Source organism: [Limnothrix rosea] IAM M-220, from assembly GCF_001904615.1.
In the GTDB taxonomy this organism is placed as follows: Bacteria; Cyanobacteriota; Cyanobacteriia; order Cyanobacteriales; family MRBY01; genus MRBY01.
Genome location: NZ_MRBY01000006.1, coordinates 1 through 17,599, shown reverse-complemented (window position 1 = coordinate 17,599; position 17,599 = coordinate 1). Strand labels below are relative to the sequence as shown.

Sequence of the window (17,599 nt, the reverse complement as noted above, 5' to 3'; positions counted from 1 at the left end):
AAATTACATTTTGGTGATGGTGCAGGAGGCGCACCGAAAAATGAGGACAATGCCAATGAAAAATTGCATGATATTAACCGCTCTGTAACGCTACCAATAACAAATTAAATAGACCCAGATTAGGCAAAACTTAAATAAATAATATTTCTGATGACAAGCTCTAAAATAACAAGTTTGATTTTGGCGGGTGGACAAAGCCGTCGTATGGGTCGGGATAAAGCCTTGCTCATGGTTAACGATGTGCCATTACTCGAAAAAACGGTGGCGATCGCCGCCCCACTTTCCCACACTGTTTGGATAAACACTCCGTGGCGGCAAGAATATGACTATTTATTTTCTAAAAAAATCCGATGGTGTGACGATACCCAGCAACAAGGCGGCTTAGTGGCCTTTACGGAATTTCTTAAGACCAAACCAACCAATAATTGGGTTTTATTATTAGCCTGTGATTTACCCTATCTACAACTTGAACAGTTGCAAAAATGGGCGCAGCAGCTCCCTCAAATTCCAAAAACCTATGATGTTGCATTGGTCAAAAATACAGCGGGATTTTATGAGCCGTTATGCGGTTTCTATCGCGGCACAGTGGCGAAATCATTAGAAAAATATCAAGAAACAGGCGATCGCTCCTTTCAGAAATGGCTCATCACCGAAAACATTTACGAGCTGACCTTAGACACAAAAAATATGCTGTTTAATTGCAACACCCCAGAAGATTTCGCTACCCTGAAAGCCCAGTCTTAAACGCTTTCCCATGCAACAAACTGCCCTAAATCTCATTGCCATTGGCGTATTTTTGATGACCATGACAAGCCTCCTTGGTGGCATTTTCCACATTTCACCCTTTGTGCCAGCAGGCATCACCGTTTTCATTATGGGCATTGCATCCGTAGATACCTTTCAATTGCAAGGGCGGGGCATGATGGTTTTTCTCGATTTATTCACCCCAGAAGCAGAGCGTAAACGCGTTATTCAGCACGAGGCAGGACACTTTTTAGCTGGCTACCTACTGGGAATTCCCATTACTGGCTATAGCTTGACCCCTTGGGAAGCCATCAAACAAGGCCAAGGCGGTTTGGGGGGCGTAAACTTTGACCTCGAAACGATTGAAAAGTCCCTACAAAAAAAGCAGCAAATTAATCTTTTAGTAGAACGGGTTAGCACAACTTTAATGGCTGGGATCGCCGCCGAAAACTTAGTATTCGAGCAAGATCAAGGTGGCTTTGAAGATCGACGACAATTGCGGCAGATGCTTGTCAAAGCTGGTGTCCCTTCTACCGTCCACGAGCAGCGGGAAAAATGGGCAACATTACAGGCGACAAATTTGCTAGAGCGTAATCAAGCAAGTTATCAAAACCTCGTTCAGGCAATGGCGGCACGTAAATCCCTAGAAGAATGCTATCAAGTCATTAGCGAAACCTCTTCCGAACTAGAGGAGATCGCCCCATAAACCCTACAAGTATTATAAGTATTTAAATATTTAAAATTGCGCCATTCAAATTGGCATCATCTCAAAACCATTCTTAATTAATCATTCCGAATATTACTCGGAGATGTCACAAGACGATGCCATAAAATCGCCATAAAAAGAGAAAGAATCATGAATCGATTATGCTACCCTTTTAAAGTTGTCTAAAAAAACGCACATCTGGGATCCTTCGGGTGTTTCGCCAAAGAAATGTCCCCAGATGGAGGTTTAACCCGAAAAGGAGTTAAAAGAATATGCCCGTAGTTTCTCTTGCAGAACTATTAGAATCCGGTGTTCACTTCGGCCACCAGACCCGTCGTTGGAACCCTAAGATGTCCCCATACATCTACACTTCCCGTAACGGCGTACACATCATTGACCTCGTTCAAACCGCCCAGCTCGTTGAAGAAGCCTATGCATACATGCAAAAAGCTTCCGAAAGCGGCAAACGTGTTTTATTCGTCGGTACCAAGCGTCAAGCAGCAGGCATCATTGCCCAAGAAGCGAAGCGCTGCGGAGCCTTCTACATTAACCAACGTTGGCTTGGTGGTATGCTCACCAACTGGGAAACAATTAAAACCCGTGTTGAGCGCCTCAAAGAACTAGAAGCCCTCCAAGATAGCGGTAACCTTGACCGTCGTCCCAAGAAAGAAGCTTCCATGCTCCGTCGTGAACTCGACAAGCTCCAGAAGTACCTTGGCGGCATCAAAAATATGCGCAAGATTCCTGACATCGTTGTTGTTATCGACCAACGTCGTGAGCACAATGCGATTCAAGAATGCCGTAAACTCAACATCCCGATTGTATCTTTGCTAGATACAAACTGTGATCCCCAAACCGTTGATTTGCCCATTCCCGCAAACGACGACGCGATTCGTTCCATTAAATTGATCGTTGGTAAGCTTGCTGATGCAATTTACACCGGCCGTCATGGTCAGCCTGTACAGGATGAGACCTACGAGGAATTCGATGAAGCCATCGAAGAAATCGCTGAGACTCCAGCAGAAGTTACTGAAGAAGTTGCTGATACTTCCAGTGAAGAATAATTTCAAATCAGCGTAATATCCTTTTGGATTGCCCCAACATTTTTTGGTAAACAGCAAATGGCAAAAATTTCTGCAAAGCTTGTAAAAGAACTGCGCGATAAAACTGGCGCAGGCATGATGGACTGTAAAAAAGCTCTATCAGAAACTGATGGCGATGTCTCTAAGTCAATCGAGTGGCTTCGTCAGAAGGGCATTACCTCTGCTGAGAAAAAGGCAGGTCGTGTTGCTGCTGAGGGCTTAATTGAGAGCTATATCCACACTGGTGGTAGCATCGGTGTCATTGTTGAAGTGAACTGCGAGACTGACTTTGTTGCTCGTGGTGATATCTTCAAGGATCTAGCGAAGGGCATTGCGATGCAAATTGCGGCATGTCCTAATGTTCAATATGTAAAGGTTGAAGACATTCCTGCTGAGATTGCTGATAAAGAGCGCGAAATCGAAATGGGTCGTGATGACCTCGATGGTAAGCCTGAAAACATCAAGGAAAAGATTGTTGAGGGTCGTATTGCCAAGCGTCTTAAAGAGCTTTCTTTGTTGGATCAACCCTATATTCGTGATCAAAATCTTACGGTGGGTGAGCTTGTTAAGAACACGATTGCAACTATTGGTGAAAATATCCAAATTCGTCGTTTCCAACGCTTTGTGCTTGGTGAAGGAATCGAGAAAAAGGAAGAGGATTTTGCGGCTGAAGTTGCAGCTCAAATGGGTAAGTAACTTGCCAATCGAGTTATTAATTCAACATTCTATTAATTGAAATATATTTAGCCTTCTCCATCTCTGGGGGAGGTTTTTTGTTGGGCTTCAAGGTTTGCTTTGGCGTTACGTCGCCACATTGAGGGTTTGATGCGTCGCAGTGCTGAACCAATCAGGCGATCGCCCCATTCTTCGTCGGTTATCTCGGCTAACTCAGTAAGTTTTGGGGCTAAGTTTTTCGGGTAGGGTTGGAAATCTGGAATGTCTGTTTCTTTGGCAAAACGCTGGTTCCATGGACAGACATCTTGGCAAATATCACAGCCTGCTACCCAATTTTGCAGATGAGGTTTGATGGTTTCGGGGAGATCTTCGGCGCGATTTTCGATGGTGTGGTAGGCAATGCAGCGGTTGGCATCTACCACATAGGGTTTGGCGATCGCCCCCGTCGGACAAGCGTCAAGGCAGCGGGTGCAAGTGCCACAATGGTTTGTGTGGGGTTTATCGGGCGTTAATTCTAGGGTCGTTAAAATTTCCCCCAGAAAGACCCAACTGCCATATTCACGGGTAATGACATTGCTATTTTTTGCCTGCCAACCTAAGCCCGCTCGCTCCGCCCAAATTTTGTCTTGAACGGGTCCTGTATCGACATAAAAGCGGTGTTGATCTGCTGGAAATTCAATACTGAGCCAATGGCAAAAAGCCTTGAGGCGCTTCGTTAAAACGCGGTGATAATCACGCCCCCAGCCGTAGCGAGAAATTTTGGCGATCGCCGGATCTGCTGAATGTTGATGATCGGTGTAGTAGTTTAATGCGACCGCAATGACTGATTTCACTTCAGGTAAACATCGACGGATGTCCTGTCGTTTTGGGCTAGCCATCCACGCCATGTCTGCTTGGAAACCTTTGTCTAACCAACGGTTGAGGCGTTCTAGATTTTCTGTATCGACCGGGGCGATCGCCGCAATCCCAATTTTATGAAATCCCAACGCCAACCCTTGCGCCTTAATCCGTTGGGTCTGTTTATCAATCGCATTCCTTTTCACTTGCCTGCCGCATCACTGCCTTTTGACGGCAAACGCGTTTCCAGCTTTAAGCAATTTTTGCCATTCACTTGGAGCTGATATTCCACCCGATCCATTAACCGTTTCATAATTAACCAACCGTAGCCGCCCTCCTGACAAGTCCCCGGCTCTGGAGGTAGATAGGTCGATAAATCAAAACCGTTGCCAGAATCCCAAATCTCTAGGGTGCAATCTTCACCTTTGAGTTCTAAACGTAGCAAAATAGGAACTTCTGGCTGTTCCTTATGGGCGTGGCGCACCACATTAGAGTAGGCTTCCACAAGGGCAAGGCGAAGGCGATTTGATTGTTTTGTCCAATCAATGCGATCGCCTAATTCTGCCTGTAGACAATCTAAAAGCCATGTCTCAACGACAGTCAAAAATTTTAAATCACTAGGAATTTGGAGTTCAGTACGCATACCTTACATGACCTCCAAAGAAATAATGGTTTGGTCGTCTTCCTGCTCAGTGTAGGTCGATTCATTAAATCGTTCGAGCAGCTCATACAGATCAAAATGCTCAGGATTTTGCTGGATTAAACGCCATAGACCTTCTTGATTGAGCATATTATTACGCTCTTGGCGGAGTTCTGGCTTCGTGACCGTCGCTTCTGTAATGCCATCACTCGTAATCAATAAAACATCGTGGGGTCGTAAATTGAGGACACCAGCTTCTGCCTGCCATTCCGGCAAAATACCGATGGGAATGCCCCGCCGTTTGAGATAGGTGGGTTGGCTATCAGAAGAAAGCTCTTGGTGAGACCATAGCATCGGATAAATGTGCCCAGCGTTGGCGTAGATCAGTTTTTGTGTTTCTGCTTGGTAGCAAGCCACGACCATTGTAATAAAACAGTTGCTATTAAATAAATCATCTGCCATTGCCCGATTGAGATTCGCCAAAATTTGTTCTGGGGCAGGGGGCGTTGTTTGATTCAGTTGCTGCCGTAGGGTTGATAGGGCGCTCGCCATAAATAGGGCAGCGGGAACCCCTTTGCCGGAAACATCACCAACGGCTAGCCAAAGGTTACCATGGTTGTCTTGACAGGCTTCAAAGAAGTCTCCCCCGACTTGGCGTGCGGGTAGGCAATAGCCTTGCACTTTTGCGACATCGGATTTGGGGAGGGTTTGGGGTAAAAGATTATGTTGGATCTGGCGGGCAACTTCTAGTTCGCGGTGGATCTGCTGGGTTTGTTGCTGAATTTTTTGGTATAGCTTGGCTTGGGCGATCGCCAGAGCCGACTGTTCAATGACGGCATTGAGAAGTTGGAGATCATTATCAGTCCAAGGTTGCTTTTCGATATTGTGCCAAAAGGTGAGGACTGCGTAGGTTTTCTGCTTCCAAATCAGCGGTACTGCCAGTTGTAACCACGACTGATCCGTCACGCATAATTCTAGTTGGCGATCGCCACTAGATAACGCTTTTTCCGTTAAGCCAGTATCTTCATCTAAAGGCGGCTCTGGCTGGGGGTGGGCAAACTTTTCTGGCGACAATTGAGGCGGTTGACCTTCCATCACTGGATAGAGAACACCATAATCAGCACCAAAACTTTCACTAAGTCTTGCCACAATCGTTTGTAGCGTACTTTCATAATCTAACGATTCCCGAATTGCTCGAATTAAAGAATTAACCAGCTCTTCTTGCCGCAATGAGCGTTCCAGCTGATTTGTGCGCTGCTTCACGACCTCATAAGTCTCTGCCGCCTGATGAATCGTTGACATCAAATCATCGGGCTTCCAAGGCTTCGTAATGTACTTAAATACCTTGCCGGAGTTGATCGCGCCAACGAGATCCTCAACATCCGTATAACCAGTCAGTAAAATCCGAATCGTATCAGGATAAGTCTCCACCGTGCGACTGAGAAACTCAGTGCCATTCATGACAGGCATGCGCTGATCCGAGATGATAATCGCCATCTCCCCTTCTTGCTCTAGAACCTCTAGAGCTTTTAAAGCACTGGTGGCACGGTAAACCTTAAATTCGCGACGAAAAGTACGATACAGCAGATCAAGATTGTCGGTTTCGTCGTCTACGACCATTAATTTAAGTTTATTGGTATTCGAGACGCTCATAGATTCCAAATCTTAACAATTGATCGCATCAAGTCTTAGTCACTTTCCTTTGCTACCAATCGTATCTTTCTTCTCACAAAATGAATAAACCGACTAAATAAATTAACCAACTAAGCCAGAACGTAGCGCCCTAACCGCGGCTTGGGTACGGTCATCGGCACAAAGTTTGTTCAAGATATTACGAACATGGGTTTTCACAGTACCGACAGTAATAAACAAACGTTCTGCAATTTCTGAATTACTACAGCCATCAACAATGAGCTGTAAAACTTCCAGTTCCCGCTCCGTCAATGGTGAACTTTCCAGCAGCTGCTGATCCTCAGGGGATGTTGCCTGAATGGCAATGGTTGCTTCCGTGCCGTTACCGGGCAGTTGTACTTGATTGAGGACAATGCGGGCGATCGCCGGGTCGATCCAACTATTACCCGAATAAGTCGTTTTCACCGCTTCCACGAGATGATCAAAAGTGACATCCTTCATACAGTACGAATCCGCACCCGCCGCAAAGGCCGCCAACACCGCTTCGCGATCATCTTGCAAAGTCAAAATCAAAATTTTAGTTGTATCGCTACCACCAGGGCTTTTTTCTAATTCTTCCTTAAGCTGTCGCGTCACTTCAACCCCATCAAGCTCTGGCAAACCAATATCAACGATCGCCAAATCCGGTTTTAAATCACGTAACAACTTCAGCCCATCAGCACCATTGTTCGCTTCTGCCAATAGCTCAATATCAGCACATTGCATCAGAGATGTCCGCAAACCAATCCGTGTTAGATCATGATCTTCGACTAAAACAACGCGAATTTTTCCCATGGGTATATCAGAACTATTTCCCCAAAATATAACATGATCGATATACATTGATAGGGATACCTTAGACGGATCTTGTCGTGATTTTTCCTGAAAACCGTGCTTGAACAATCTGCAATTACTTCAACCCTAATGTTGACCCTCCTACTCATGGTTGGTCTGTTTTTCTTTATTCGCGCCTCCCTAAAAGACCGTACCGAACAAATGGAGTTTATCGCGACGGAGCCGGAAGAATCAGTCTTTGAAAGACTCCAAACCTATTTTGAAAAACGCGCCTATCAAATTACAGATATAGATGGCGTGAATAATGTCGTTACCTATCAAGGTTTTGTCCCGCCCAGTGGATTTCTCGCCGTCTTTCTCTCGCTATTGACAGCTCTAGGTCTAACCTGTGTGGCCTTGGTTTTGGCCTTGCTATATCCCCCGGTCGGATTTGGTTTTCTTGGTATTACCCTATTGGCACCGGCTGCGGGCTTCTTCTATTGGAAACGGGCTGGCAAAATGGAAAAGGTTGTTTTACAAATTACAAAAGAAACACCCATTACAGAGACACCGACCCAACGCATCCTTGTGACAGCCCACCGTGATGAGCTGATTCTCCTGCGTCAAGTTGTGCCTTATCGCCTGCATGAAGCCTAGGCAATGTTGTTTTTCCTACTCCGCGGAGTAATTGTTTGCCGGCACAATAAAAAATCCTAGTTTATACAACTAGGATTGCTTTACCAAGGGTTTCTTTTTGTTTGCGTTCTCTGGGAAATATTCCCTGACCAGATTTATGTCACTGAATCTGGGTCATGGGTGGGTACTTACAGGGAAATGCAATAAAAAAATAGTGAAAGATAAATGAACAATGCCCTGACTTAGGCTTTGCTGGAAGCTGCGACTTTGGCTTCAGATACTTCGTTGTCGTCGGTATTACAAAGCACTCGCAGACTGGGGAATAGGAAATGATTCTCCTCAACGTACTGGGCACCAAATAATCCTTTTTCCGCCCAAAAATAGCGGTCTGTGGTGTGCTCGTTACGTTTGACAATGACAACGGCGGGGGGAACAATGCCGTTAGCCGCAATGTGTTTGCGTGCTGCGGTTACTGGTTTGTCTTCGCCACTCTCGATATTGTACTGAGGGACACTCTCTAGAATCTTTCTTCCTTCCTGACGACGGCGACTTTTACGTTTACGTTTTCTTGCCAACCCGATACCTCCTAGTCTTGCTTAAATTCGACTGTAACAAAGGTCACAGAATTTCGAGCAAAGTATATCCGGAACAATTTTTAAAAGCAAGTTAAATTTGAAAAAAGTCGTAAAAAAGTGACATTTATATGGTAGGGGTTTTGCTTGCTTGTCCGACACCATGGAGTTTTGGTGCAGGGTATAAATAGAATGTTAAGTTTCTCTGCGATCTGCATCAATTGTGTTGGATGCGGAAAAAGATAAGTCCGAATTATGATGTAATTCGCAACTGATTACGATTGGATAGATTTTCGGCGATCGCCTATGACCACATTTCCCCAATTATTGCCGGTGGGTGTCGAGTTTACAGCCCTTTGTCAGCAACAGCTTCAGCTGTTGACAATGAGTTTGGGTGCGGACTGGAGTGTGTTGTATTTGGCGCAGCCCAACCACAATGATCAAGAAATAGAGTTGCAGGTGGTGAGTTCTTATCCGGAGCGTGTCTTGAAGGCTGATCATGAAACGGTGTTTGCTGGCACCAATGATGTGGCGACTCTTATTGATCAAACATTGACGGCGGGGGAGCTGGCAGGTACGGGGTTTGCGCCAGAGAGGACTGAGGCGATCACGGATTCTTCCACGGCGTTTCCGTTATTGCATGAGGATTTGATTTTAGGGATTTTGGCGACGGGACGTGCGGATCGTGGTTGGCGATCGCCGGAAATTGCTCAGATTGAGATGATTACGAAAAGTTTGAGCTGGGCTTGTGTAATCGATCAGCAAAAAAGTTGGACAACCCAGCAGCTAACGCAACAGCGACATTTACAGGAGGTGGAGCAGGAGCATTTCCATGATTTATTGCACCAACTGCGAAATCCCACCATGGCCATTGGTACGTTCGGAAAATTATTGCTCAAGCGCCTAGAGATGGATGATCGTAATTATGCGGCGGCGGCGGGAGTGGTGCGGGAGAGCGATCGCCTGAAGGACATGTTGCATCAGTTTGGGGAGGAGGTTAATTTCCTTGATGCGCAAATTCAAAGGTTGCCGTCGGGTTCGCTTTTGGCTTTACCACCGGATAAGTTGTCCTCTGGGTCTATGGCAAAGACTGGCACTTTAAATTTGGCGCAGTCGATTCCGCTGACGATGATTGACCTTGTACAGCTCCTCCAACCCATTATTGAGTCCATGGCGGCGATCGCCGCTGAGCAGAATATCACTTTACAGACAGCCATTGCCTCGGATGTGTTTCAAGTGTGGGGTAATGCCCAGGCGCTAACGGAGGTGATTTCAAATCTTGTTGAAAATGCCATTAAATATACGCCTTCCAATGGTGTGATTCTGTTGCAGTTACAGCGGATGGGTGAGGCGGTGCAATTGTCTGTACATGATACTGGCTACGGGATTCCGGCTCAGGATTTAGATCAGATCTTTGAGCGGCACTACCGTGGTGTGCAGGCTGAAAGTGAAATTCCGGGCACGGGTCTGGGCTTGGCGATCGCCGCAGAATTCGTCCACAAAATGGATGGGGATTTAGAGGTAGATAGTCCCTGTTTAGGATTACCCACAACAGATGAACTGCCGGGCAGTACCTTTACGTTGTGGCTTAAAGCTGCCAGTTAATTAACGTTTAGTTGCTGATGCGAAGGAGGGAGCCTTGTTTACTTTTAAAGACTTCGATGCGGCTCTGGAAGGCTTCTTTAAATTGGGGAATGTGAGTCACGGCGAGAATACAGGCAAAATCGTCGGCGATCGCATTGATGGCTGCAATGAGTCGGGCGCAACCTTCGGCATCTTGTGTGCCAAAACCTTCGTCGATGACTAACATTTGTAATGCCATGCCAGAGCGTTGGGCTAGGAGTTTGGCGAGGGCGAGGCGAATGGAAAAATTAATCCGAAAAGCTTCGCCACCGGAATAGGTTTCGTAGGGGCGAGTTCCCCGTGCATCGGCGATGACGATATCGAGGGTATCAATCATTTTCGACGTGATTTTTTTGCGGGTTCCTTTGCGAGCTTTTTGGGTGAGAAATTGCACATGAAACTGATTACCCGTCAGGCGCGACAGGATTTGATTGGTTTCTGCTTCCAATTGCGGGAGGGCATTTTCAATTAATAAAGTTTGAATGCCATTTTTCCCGAAAGCGCTGCCTAGCTCTTTATAGATGCGGTGTTGACGGCGAATTTCGGCGAGTTCTAGTTTGCTGTCTTCGTATTCATCGGCAAGGGTTTGGAGTTGTTGTAGGGATTGTTGCAGTTGACCTTGGTGAGCCAATAAATGATCAAGTTCTTGGCGGCGGTGCTGGATTTGGGCTTCCAACTGTTCGATTTCACTACCATGATCCGCAAATTTGGCGATCGCCTCTCGTGTTGTTTGTATTTGCGTTTCGATGTGCTCGAAATCTTTGTGACAAGCTTGTTGGGCTTGTTGGAGTTCTGCAAGGCGCGTTTCTAGTTGAGGGTGGCGGGCGATCGCCTGCTGTAGTTCTTGGTGACGCAGTTGCCACACTTGGGCATTACGAATTTGTTGGGTTAAGGCTTGGTGCTGTTCTGGGTTGTAATCGAGGGCGGTAATCTGGGCAGCAATGTGTTCTAGTTGCGTTTGCAGAGGGGAATGGGCACGCAGTTGCGCTAACTCTTGTTCCGTTTGCTGGAGTTGTGCTTGCAATTCCGGTTGTTGCTGCTGAATTTTTGCTAGGCGGTGGGTGGCATCATCAATTTTGCTTTTACGGATTTCTGCCCAGCGCCATTTTTTTTCATCTTCGCGGGCGATCGCATGGCTCCGTTCGTCGTAGCGCAGAGTTTCTAATTGAGTTTTAACTTCACTCAGTTCTGCCCGCAAATCCTCGGCATAGGCCTCAAGGTTCAGCGATCGCCCTAGTTGATTGATTTCGACTTCTAGGCTTTGCAGGGTTTTTTGAATATTGTTGTTCCGCTCTAGCTCCGCCTCAATTTTGAAAAATTGCTGTTCACAAGCAGCGTAATTATCCAGCTCAATTTTTAGTTCGCCCAGCTCAGTTTCAAACTTGCTTAAATCTTGATCACACCGCAAAAGTTGTTCTTTTAACCGCCAAATTTCGGCTTCAGTGGCCGTTTGCTTGTCCTGAGTCTTCTGGATGACATGCTCGCGATGGTTATGGTCAAGATCTTGATCGCAGAGGGGACAGGTGGCATCTGGCGTTTGTAGCAGACTGAGTTTTTGTTGCAATTCCTCTAGCTGCTGGTGGCAATTTTGCTGACTCGCTTGCAACCGCTCTTTTAGTTGTGCCTGCTCTAAACGCTTGTTACGGACGCGATCCTGGTAGGTTTTCTTTTTGTCCAGCTCCACCAGTTGCGCGTCTAAATGTTGCAACTTTTCCCGCTGTTCGGGGATTTGGGCAATTTGCTGACCCAGATTTTCCCGGTCATTGGATAAAGACTCTAGGCGAACTTTGAGTTTTTCTGAGGCTTGCACGATTTGGTTCTCAAGGGTTAAACGGCGCTGTAATAACGGCGAAACTTGGTGTTGCAAACTATCGAGGCGATTTAACTCTACCCGCGCTTTTTCCAGTGAAACGAGAGCTTTTTCAATTTTTGGTGCTTCAGCAATGATTTTTTCTTCTTCGCGTTGTCGCTGCCCTAAATCCTCTAAGCGTGCCTGCGTCCGCCGAATATTAATTTGCAACGTGCCTTCCTGTTGCTGGAGCTGTTGCTCCGTTTGTTGATATTGCTGCTGGAGTTCTTGGTACTGGCGAAATTTGGCAGCGAAGGCATCTTCTGCGGTTTGCAAAGCTTGCCAATGGTCAAATTGTTGATTAATCGTTTCAGCTTGGTCGAGTAAAGCTTGATTGTTCGTTAATTCTGCCTGCGATCGCCCTAAATCTTGACCTAATCTGGCTAGCTCTGCCTCACGCCGTTGTAAATCCTGCTGTTGCAACGAGAGTTGCTGCTTCCATGTCTGCCGCTGATGGGCAATTTTTTGGAGTTCTTTGAGTTTGTTGCGGGTTTGTTCCTGCTGGGTTTTTAGTTGGGCGATCGCCTGATTGGCATTTTCCAGCTCCGTTTCTACCGATGGTCTCGTCGCTAGCTTGATCTGCTTGGGTTCGAGGCTTTGTTCGAGGACATCCCCTTGGATTTTAAATTCCTTTGCCCGCTCCTTTGCCTGCTGGGAAAGGGTTTCGTATTGCTCTAATTTCAGGAGATTACCCAAAATTTCCTTACGTTTAGCAGGTTTTGCCAACATGAACTCGTCGGCTCTTCCCTGACGCAAATAGGCGGAATTCACAAAGGTATCGTAATCAAGCTTTAATTCCCGCTCGATAAACTCTTCTGTATCCTTAATGCCTTTAGTGGAGAGCGCTTTAAAATTCCCAGACTCGGAGCGCACCTGAAATTGCAATGCTGCCGCTTTACCCCGCGATCGCATCCGAATAATTTTGTAAATTTGTTGATTGTTTTCAAACTCAAAATCCACCCGCACATCGGTTTCGCCACTATGGATCACATCGTCTGCTGAACCCACACGACTTTTGCCCCAGATCGCCCAGGTGACAGCTTCTAATAATGAGGATTTGCCCGCACCGTTAACGCCACAAATACAAGCGGTGTGAAAGCCGGTAAAATCTAGCGTGGCATCACGATAACTTAGGAAATTTTGGAGGGTCAGTTTAAGGGGAGTCATGAAGCGATCGCCTGGGTCGTTGCGTGGAAGCGTCTATCGTCACGCTCAAAGCTCTATGTTATCTCGATCTTGGCGTAGCATCAGCCTCTGTAATGCACTGAAACCTAATGAGTTTTGGGCAATTTAGAAGACGATGAAAAACGACTGCTATGATGAGCGAAAGCATTGTGCTGTTTTGGAAACGTTTTTAACAGCGATACCGTCTACGATGCCTAGGTCACATTCCTTGAGATTGCTATGAAAAAATCCCTACTTCTCTCTTCCCTAATCGGTATGTTGGCGATCGCCCCTGTGACCCGAGCGGAGAACCTAACCCATCTCAGCCAACTCCTGTCCACCAGACGGTGCAACAACTGTAGCCTTATTTCTACAGGTCTGGTCAATGCCAAATTAGGGGGCGCAGACATCAGTGGCTCAGATTTACGGCAGGCCAATCTCAGTCGTGCCGACCTCAGCATGGCAAACCTTAGCGGCGCAGATCTGACTGGAGCTTCCCTCGCTGGGGCAAATTTAGCCGGAGCAAACCTCGAAGGCGCAAATCTCGACGGCGCAGATCTACGGGGTGCTTATCTTGCTGGCGCTAACTTTAAAAATACTTCTTTAAATACCTATTACATTACCCGTGCTGTGGGTCTGATGGATTCTACGACATCCGCTGAACGCCTTTACCAATGGGGTTTTATCGAGTCAGAAAGTAGTAACCACCGCATGGCGATCGCCTACTACAATCAGGCTGCTAAATTCGCCCCCGACAATGGTGCTATTTATCTCTCACGGGCGATCGCCAACTTCAAGCTCAAAGACTATTATCGAGCACAACAAGATGTAAACTTTGCCCGTACCCTATTTGCCGCCAGTGGCTCCACCGTCGGTGTCGAGGCCAGCGATCGCCTCACCGAACAAATAGAACTCGCCCTCAACCCAGACACAGGCTCCGGTAACAGCTTTGGCAATGTCGTCGGCACCATTACAACAATGTTGCTACGACTCTTCTTCTAAGACTCCCATCATCGCCAAAGCCATCGTCAAAGCCAATAAGCTTAGAACTAAAAACTTGAGGATTGCTGCAACTCTCGCAACGTAAACAAAACCTTAGGAAAAATCCCTGACTTTTGAACCCCAAGACCTTTGTACTAATCTCCCTAGCCTTGGCCATCACTACGAGTTGACCTAAACCTAACGTCAGTTATGGATAAGAATGTAGCCAAAATTCTTTAGAGAAAAGGAGACACGGAGAGGGAGAGACACGGGGAAGCAACGAAAATTTGCATTTTTTGAAAGCGAGGATTGTTTGCATAGAAACATCTCCCGATCTTTCGCTCTCCCATTCACCGCGTCGTACTTCCGAGCATGCTTAAGCAAAACTCACGTTAAACCTAAGACCCAAATTTGAAGCGTAAAGCACCCACTCATCCCTAAGACATGACCAAAAAATCCGGACTACAAATTATCGAGATCCAAATCATCGGTATCTAAATCATCCGCATCAGACAAATCAAAAGATGTCGAAAACGAGTTATCGGGAAGAGCCGGTTTTTTAGGGCGTGGCGCAGGTCGATTACTAGATTTTTGAGGCGTTTCAGGAGTCTGGATGGACTTATTCACTTCCGTAATTTTGCTTTGTACCTGCTGTTTGAGTCGATTAAGTAAATTGCGGGTCGCAAGTTTGCGCTTGGCTGGCTTAGGAGGAAAAGGTCGCGGACGCTGCTGCTGATATTGCTGCTTCGTTTCGGCTACGGCTCCCTCCGTCTGCTGCATGGTGTCCTCATTCGTTATCGTACGCCGTTGCGCTTGACTATGGGTGGACTGGGTAATGCGTGATAAAGGTGAAACTTTTTTAACCTTGAGATTTTCTGGGAAAAGATGTTGCACAAAAAAACGAACCGTTTCTTCCTTGAGATAACCCTTCAAGATAGCGACTTCACCGAAACGCAAATTACTGATTTTTTGTTCAGCGAGGACATCATCTACCTGTGCTTCGGTAATTAATCTCGCTTCGATGAAATATTGGCCAATGGGTTGTCGCTCTGTCTGTTTAATGCGCATCGCCCAGACGAGGTCAAAGAAATCCACTGTTTCTTCGGCAATCCAACCCCGTAACGCTAAAATCTCACTGATGCGCATGTCGGGATGGAGCGTTTGGTCATGCAGAGCAACTTGTACCTGCACTTCATTGAGCAGTCCCGCTTTAATTAATGTGTCTGTAACGTTGCTCATAGGTAGAATATTTGCGTTTGAGCGATCGCCAAAATCTAGGTTGTTATTAAGTTTCGGAAATCCTGAACCTGAGATTGCCGTAATGGTAGATCTTATTGTCTATTTTTTGCCATGCTACCAAACCTAACAATATGACCCTGAAATTTTTGTTCATGGTTAGCCTAACATGGGCATATCATTATTTTAAAAGCAGATCCTAGCAATTCAAATTTTGGTTAATACAAGAATTTATCTTTTATGTTTTTTGTGAAATTTATGAGTTTGGGTTTGTGAGTTTGGGTTTGTGAGTTTGGGTTTGTGAGTTTAAATCTATAAGTTTGCATGAGGGGGGCGATCGCCGTCCTAGTAATGTGTACCGTTAGATTCATTCCCATGCGTGTGTGAGCCTTCGTTAAACTGGGCGGGACAAATTAAAGCAGTCTTAAGGTGGCGCACAATTTATTTTACGAATTGGTATTTTATTAAGCAAGACATATCCACCAGTGACTACGGAAATATCATCCTTGTGAATGGGTTTTTCGATAGTGACAAATTAGATAGTGATGCATTAGATGGTGGCGAATTTATAACGCCGTTCATTTATTATTTATTTGTTCGGTTACTATAGGTTACTTTTTCATTTCTTCTAGCTCAATCCGTAAGCGATCAAGTTCGGCGATCGACTGCTGGTTGCCAATGACAAGATTTTGTTGGGGAAAAGAATACAGTTCTGGTGCAGCAATAATTTCTGTGCTGAGACGCAACTGCCGGTGGGCTTGCTGAAGTTCTAGTTGAATCTCTTCAATGGTCGCATTTTGCAGGACTAAATTTTCTTCCTGCTCGGCAATTAAAGTTTCGACCGAGGCTTGCTGACCTCCTAAAAATTGATTTTGGATGATGGCAGAAATCGCAGTGGGGAAGAATAATGCGCAGATAATGCCGATTTGCCATGTTTTGGCTCGCTCTTCTTTTTTCGGTACACCATTTAAAGATAAAACACCCGTGGAGCCGATTAAGGTTGCTAGCATGACGACGATGCAACTATACAAAAAGAATTCTGTTCCCACTCCTAGGTTTACAGAGGGTAAATAATCTTGGGAGACGGTCGTCGTGCCGTCTTCTGGGGTGATCTGTACCTGTTTGCGAGGGGCATTTAAACCAATGGCGATCAGACCAACTGCACCAACACCGCCGAGGAAAGAGGGAGTAATGACGTTGGATAAAATATTTCCGATATTGTCGTCGTTGTTCTGGCTGGTTTCGGTTGCGCGAATGATTGTTGGAGTTGTTTCTGGGGGCGGTGTTTGGGGGGTCTTTGGTTCGATGATCGGCTCTGGTGGGAAATAAACTGGCTGTATGGGTTCCCCCGCGTCTTGTAGATTGTCGGGGGCTTGGTTCTCGGTTGTTTGGTTATTGTTTATTTCGTAAGACTCGTTTGCGTCGTTTTTGGATTCTTCGGGTGATGCGCTCATATCCTCACAGGGGATCTCGTCCGTAGTAAAACAATTTGGTGCTGCTACATCAAGGGATTGCTCTAATCAAAAATGCTACGTAGCAGATAACACTTGTTTATTTTATTCGTAGTGTTGGGACTTTTCTACAAACTTGAGGTGGAAATAGCTAGTGCTTTAGTTGGATTTTTTAGGGGATATGGCGTGGAGGGGCGATCGCCTTTTTGTTTTTCCAAGATTCATAATGCTGTTGAACTATAAAGGTGATTGTGATGAGTTGGGTAATACTGGCTTTTTTGAGTTTTGGGATTCTTTTATTTATTGCTGGAATTTTGTGGGCGCAGCCGCGGTGGTTATTGCGAATCATTCAGTCGGTTTCGTGGGGGGTTGTTTATTTTGTGAATACAAATGAAAAGGCGATCGCCCTGACGATTGATGATGTGCCAGACCGTGAAACCACGCCATTAATCCTTGAGGTTTTGGCAAAACATCATGTGAAAGCGACATTTTTTATCATTGCGGATCAGGTTAAAAATAATGAGGATATTGTGGAGGCGATCGCCGCTGCAGGTCATGAGCTGGGCAATCACATGATGGAGGATCGACCGAGTATTTTCCTCAGTGCAGCAGAGTTTGAAACGAATTTATTAGCAGCTCAAAAAATCATCTCGAAGTTTGCGCCTGTGCGATGGTTTCGTCCGGCATCGGGTTGGTACAGTCGCCAGATGATCAAAACGGCGAAAAAACAGGGTTTGGCGATCGCCCTTGGGGATGTGTTTCCCTATGACACGCATATTCGGTCAGTGAATTTTGCGGTAAATCACATTTTATGGAATGTTTGTCCGGGGTCAATTGTTGTCTTGCATGACGGTGGAGAGAGAGGGAAAAGAACCGCAAAAATTCGGCTCTCCGGGAATGAGTATGCTGAAGTAGTAAAAGCAATGTCGTTGAAACGATGGTTCCATTACTAACCCAG

General features: G+C 46.0%; 16 protein-coding genes. 8 read left to right on the top strand and 8 right to left on the bottom strand.

Going from position 1 to position 17,599, the window contains the following annotated elements; all coding sequences use genetic code 11:
- The first annotated feature begins 150 nt into the window (after window positions 1–150).
- The 4 genes from NIES208_RS03885 to tsf all read left to right on the top strand — a co-directional run bounded on the left by NIES208_RS03885 (window position 151) and on the right by tsf (window position 3,228).
- On the top strand, window positions 151–744 hold the full coding sequence (locus NIES208_RS03885) for a molybdenum cofactor guanylyltransferase (protein WP_075889927.1): 594 nt from the start codon (window positions 151–153) through the stop codon (window positions 742–744).
- A gap of 10 nt (window positions 745–754) precedes the next feature.
- Window positions 755–1,450: a M41 family metallopeptidase gene (locus NIES208_RS03880; protein ID WP_075889925.1), complete on the top strand. Its 696-nt coding sequence runs from the start codon at window positions 755–757 to the stop codon at window positions 1,448–1,450.
- A gap of 272 nt (window positions 1,451–1,722) precedes the next feature.
- A complete protein-coding gene (gene rpsB, locus NIES208_RS03875; protein WP_075889923.1) occupies window positions 1,723–2,514 on the top strand; it encodes a 30S ribosomal protein S2 in 792 nt (263 codons plus the stop codon).
- A 57-nt stretch (window positions 2,515–2,571) separates the two neighbouring features.
- On the top strand, window positions 2,572–3,228 hold the full coding sequence (gene tsf / locus NIES208_RS03870; RefSeq protein ID WP_075889921.1) for a translation elongation factor Ts: 657 nt from the start codon (window positions 2,572–2,574) through the stop codon (window positions 3,226–3,228).
- Between the two features lie 47 nt (window positions 3,229–3,275).
- On the opposite strand, the gene queG is transcribed toward tsf, so the two are convergent.
- The 4 genes from queG to NIES208_RS03850 all read right to left on the bottom strand — a co-directional run bounded on the left by queG (window position 3,276) and on the right by NIES208_RS03850 (window position 7,150).
- Entirely contained in the window at window positions 3,276–4,235 is a 960-nt protein-coding gene (queG, locus tag NIES208_RS03865) for a tRNA epoxyqueuosine(34) reductase QueG (RefSeq protein ID WP_075890088.1), read from the bottom strand.
- A gap of 11 nt (window positions 4,236–4,246) precedes the next feature.
- Window positions 4,247–4,687: an ATP-binding protein gene (locus NIES208_RS03860; RefSeq protein WP_075889919.1), complete on the bottom strand. Its 441-nt coding sequence runs from the start codon at window positions 4,685–4,687 to the stop codon at window positions 4,247–4,249.
- Window positions 4,688–4,690: 3 nt separating this feature from the next.
- Window positions 4,691–6,337: a SpoIIE family protein phosphatase gene (locus NIES208_RS03855; RefSeq protein WP_075889917.1), complete on the bottom strand. Its 1,647-nt coding sequence runs from the start codon at window positions 6,335–6,337 to the stop codon at window positions 4,691–4,693.
- A 102-nt stretch (window positions 6,338–6,439) separates the two neighbouring features.
- A complete protein-coding gene (locus tag NIES208_RS03850) occupies window positions 6,440–7,150 on the bottom strand; it encodes a response regulator transcription factor (RefSeq protein WP_075889915.1) in 711 nt (236 codons plus the stop codon).
- 96 nt (window positions 7,151–7,246) lie between these two features.
- Between NIES208_RS03850 and NIES208_RS03845 the strand changes: the two genes are divergently transcribed.
- Complete coding sequence (locus tag NIES208_RS03845; protein ID WP_235641334.1) at window positions 7,247–7,786, top strand: cofactor assembly of complex C subunit B; 540 nt, start codon at window positions 7,247–7,249, stop codon at window positions 7,784–7,786.
- A gap of 221 nt (window positions 7,787–8,007) precedes the next feature.
- On the opposite strand, the gene NIES208_RS03840 is transcribed toward NIES208_RS03845, so the two are convergent.
- On the bottom strand, window positions 8,008–8,340 hold the full coding sequence (locus tag NIES208_RS03840; RefSeq protein WP_075889911.1) for a DUF3155 domain-containing protein: 333 nt from the start codon (window positions 8,338–8,340) through the stop codon (window positions 8,008–8,010).
- Between the two features lie 303 nt (window positions 8,341–8,643).
- On the opposite strand from NIES208_RS03840, the gene NIES208_RS03835 reads away from it, so the two are divergent.
- A complete protein-coding gene (locus tag NIES208_RS03835; protein WP_075889909.1) occupies window positions 8,644–9,942 on the top strand; it encodes a sensor histidine kinase in 1,299 nt (432 codons plus the stop codon).
- Between the two features lie 7 nt (window positions 9,943–9,949).
- On the opposite strand, the gene sbcC is transcribed toward NIES208_RS03835, so the two are convergent.
- On the bottom strand, window positions 9,950–12,976 hold the full coding sequence (sbcC, locus tag NIES208_RS03830; protein WP_075889907.1) for an exonuclease subunit SbcC: 3,027 nt from the start codon (window positions 12,974–12,976) through the stop codon (window positions 9,950–9,952).
- Between the two features lie 237 nt (window positions 12,977–13,213).
- Between sbcC and NIES208_RS03825 the strand changes: the two genes are divergently transcribed.
- Window positions 13,214–13,975: a pentapeptide repeat-containing protein gene (locus NIES208_RS03825; protein WP_075889905.1), complete on the top strand. Its 762-nt coding sequence runs from the start codon at window positions 13,214–13,216 to the stop codon at window positions 13,973–13,975.
- A gap of 441 nt (window positions 13,976–14,416) precedes the next feature.
- Here the strand turns inward: NIES208_RS03825 and NIES208_RS03820 are convergent, their stop codons facing one another.
- Together NIES208_RS03820 and NIES208_RS03815 are read right to left on the bottom strand one after the other, a co-directional pair.
- Complete coding sequence (locus NIES208_RS03820; RefSeq protein ID WP_075889903.1) at window positions 14,417–15,193, bottom strand: cyclic di-GMP-binding domain-containing protein, MshE-related; 777 nt, start codon at window positions 15,191–15,193, stop codon at window positions 14,417–14,419.
- Between the two features lie 608 nt (window positions 15,194–15,801).
- Window positions 15,802–16,644 carry a hypothetical protein gene (locus tag NIES208_RS03815; RefSeq protein WP_075889901.1) on the bottom strand — a complete coding sequence of 281 codons (843 nt, stop codon included), beginning with the start codon at window positions 16,642–16,644 and terminating at the stop codon, window positions 15,802–15,804.
- 251 nt (window positions 16,645–16,895) lie between these two features.
- On the opposite strand from NIES208_RS03815, the gene NIES208_RS03810 reads away from it, so the two are divergent.
- A complete protein-coding gene (locus NIES208_RS03810) occupies window positions 16,896–17,594 on the top strand; it encodes a polysaccharide deacetylase family protein (RefSeq protein WP_084176525.1) in 699 nt (232 codons plus the stop codon).
- Window positions 17,595–17,599: the final 5 nt, after the last annotated feature.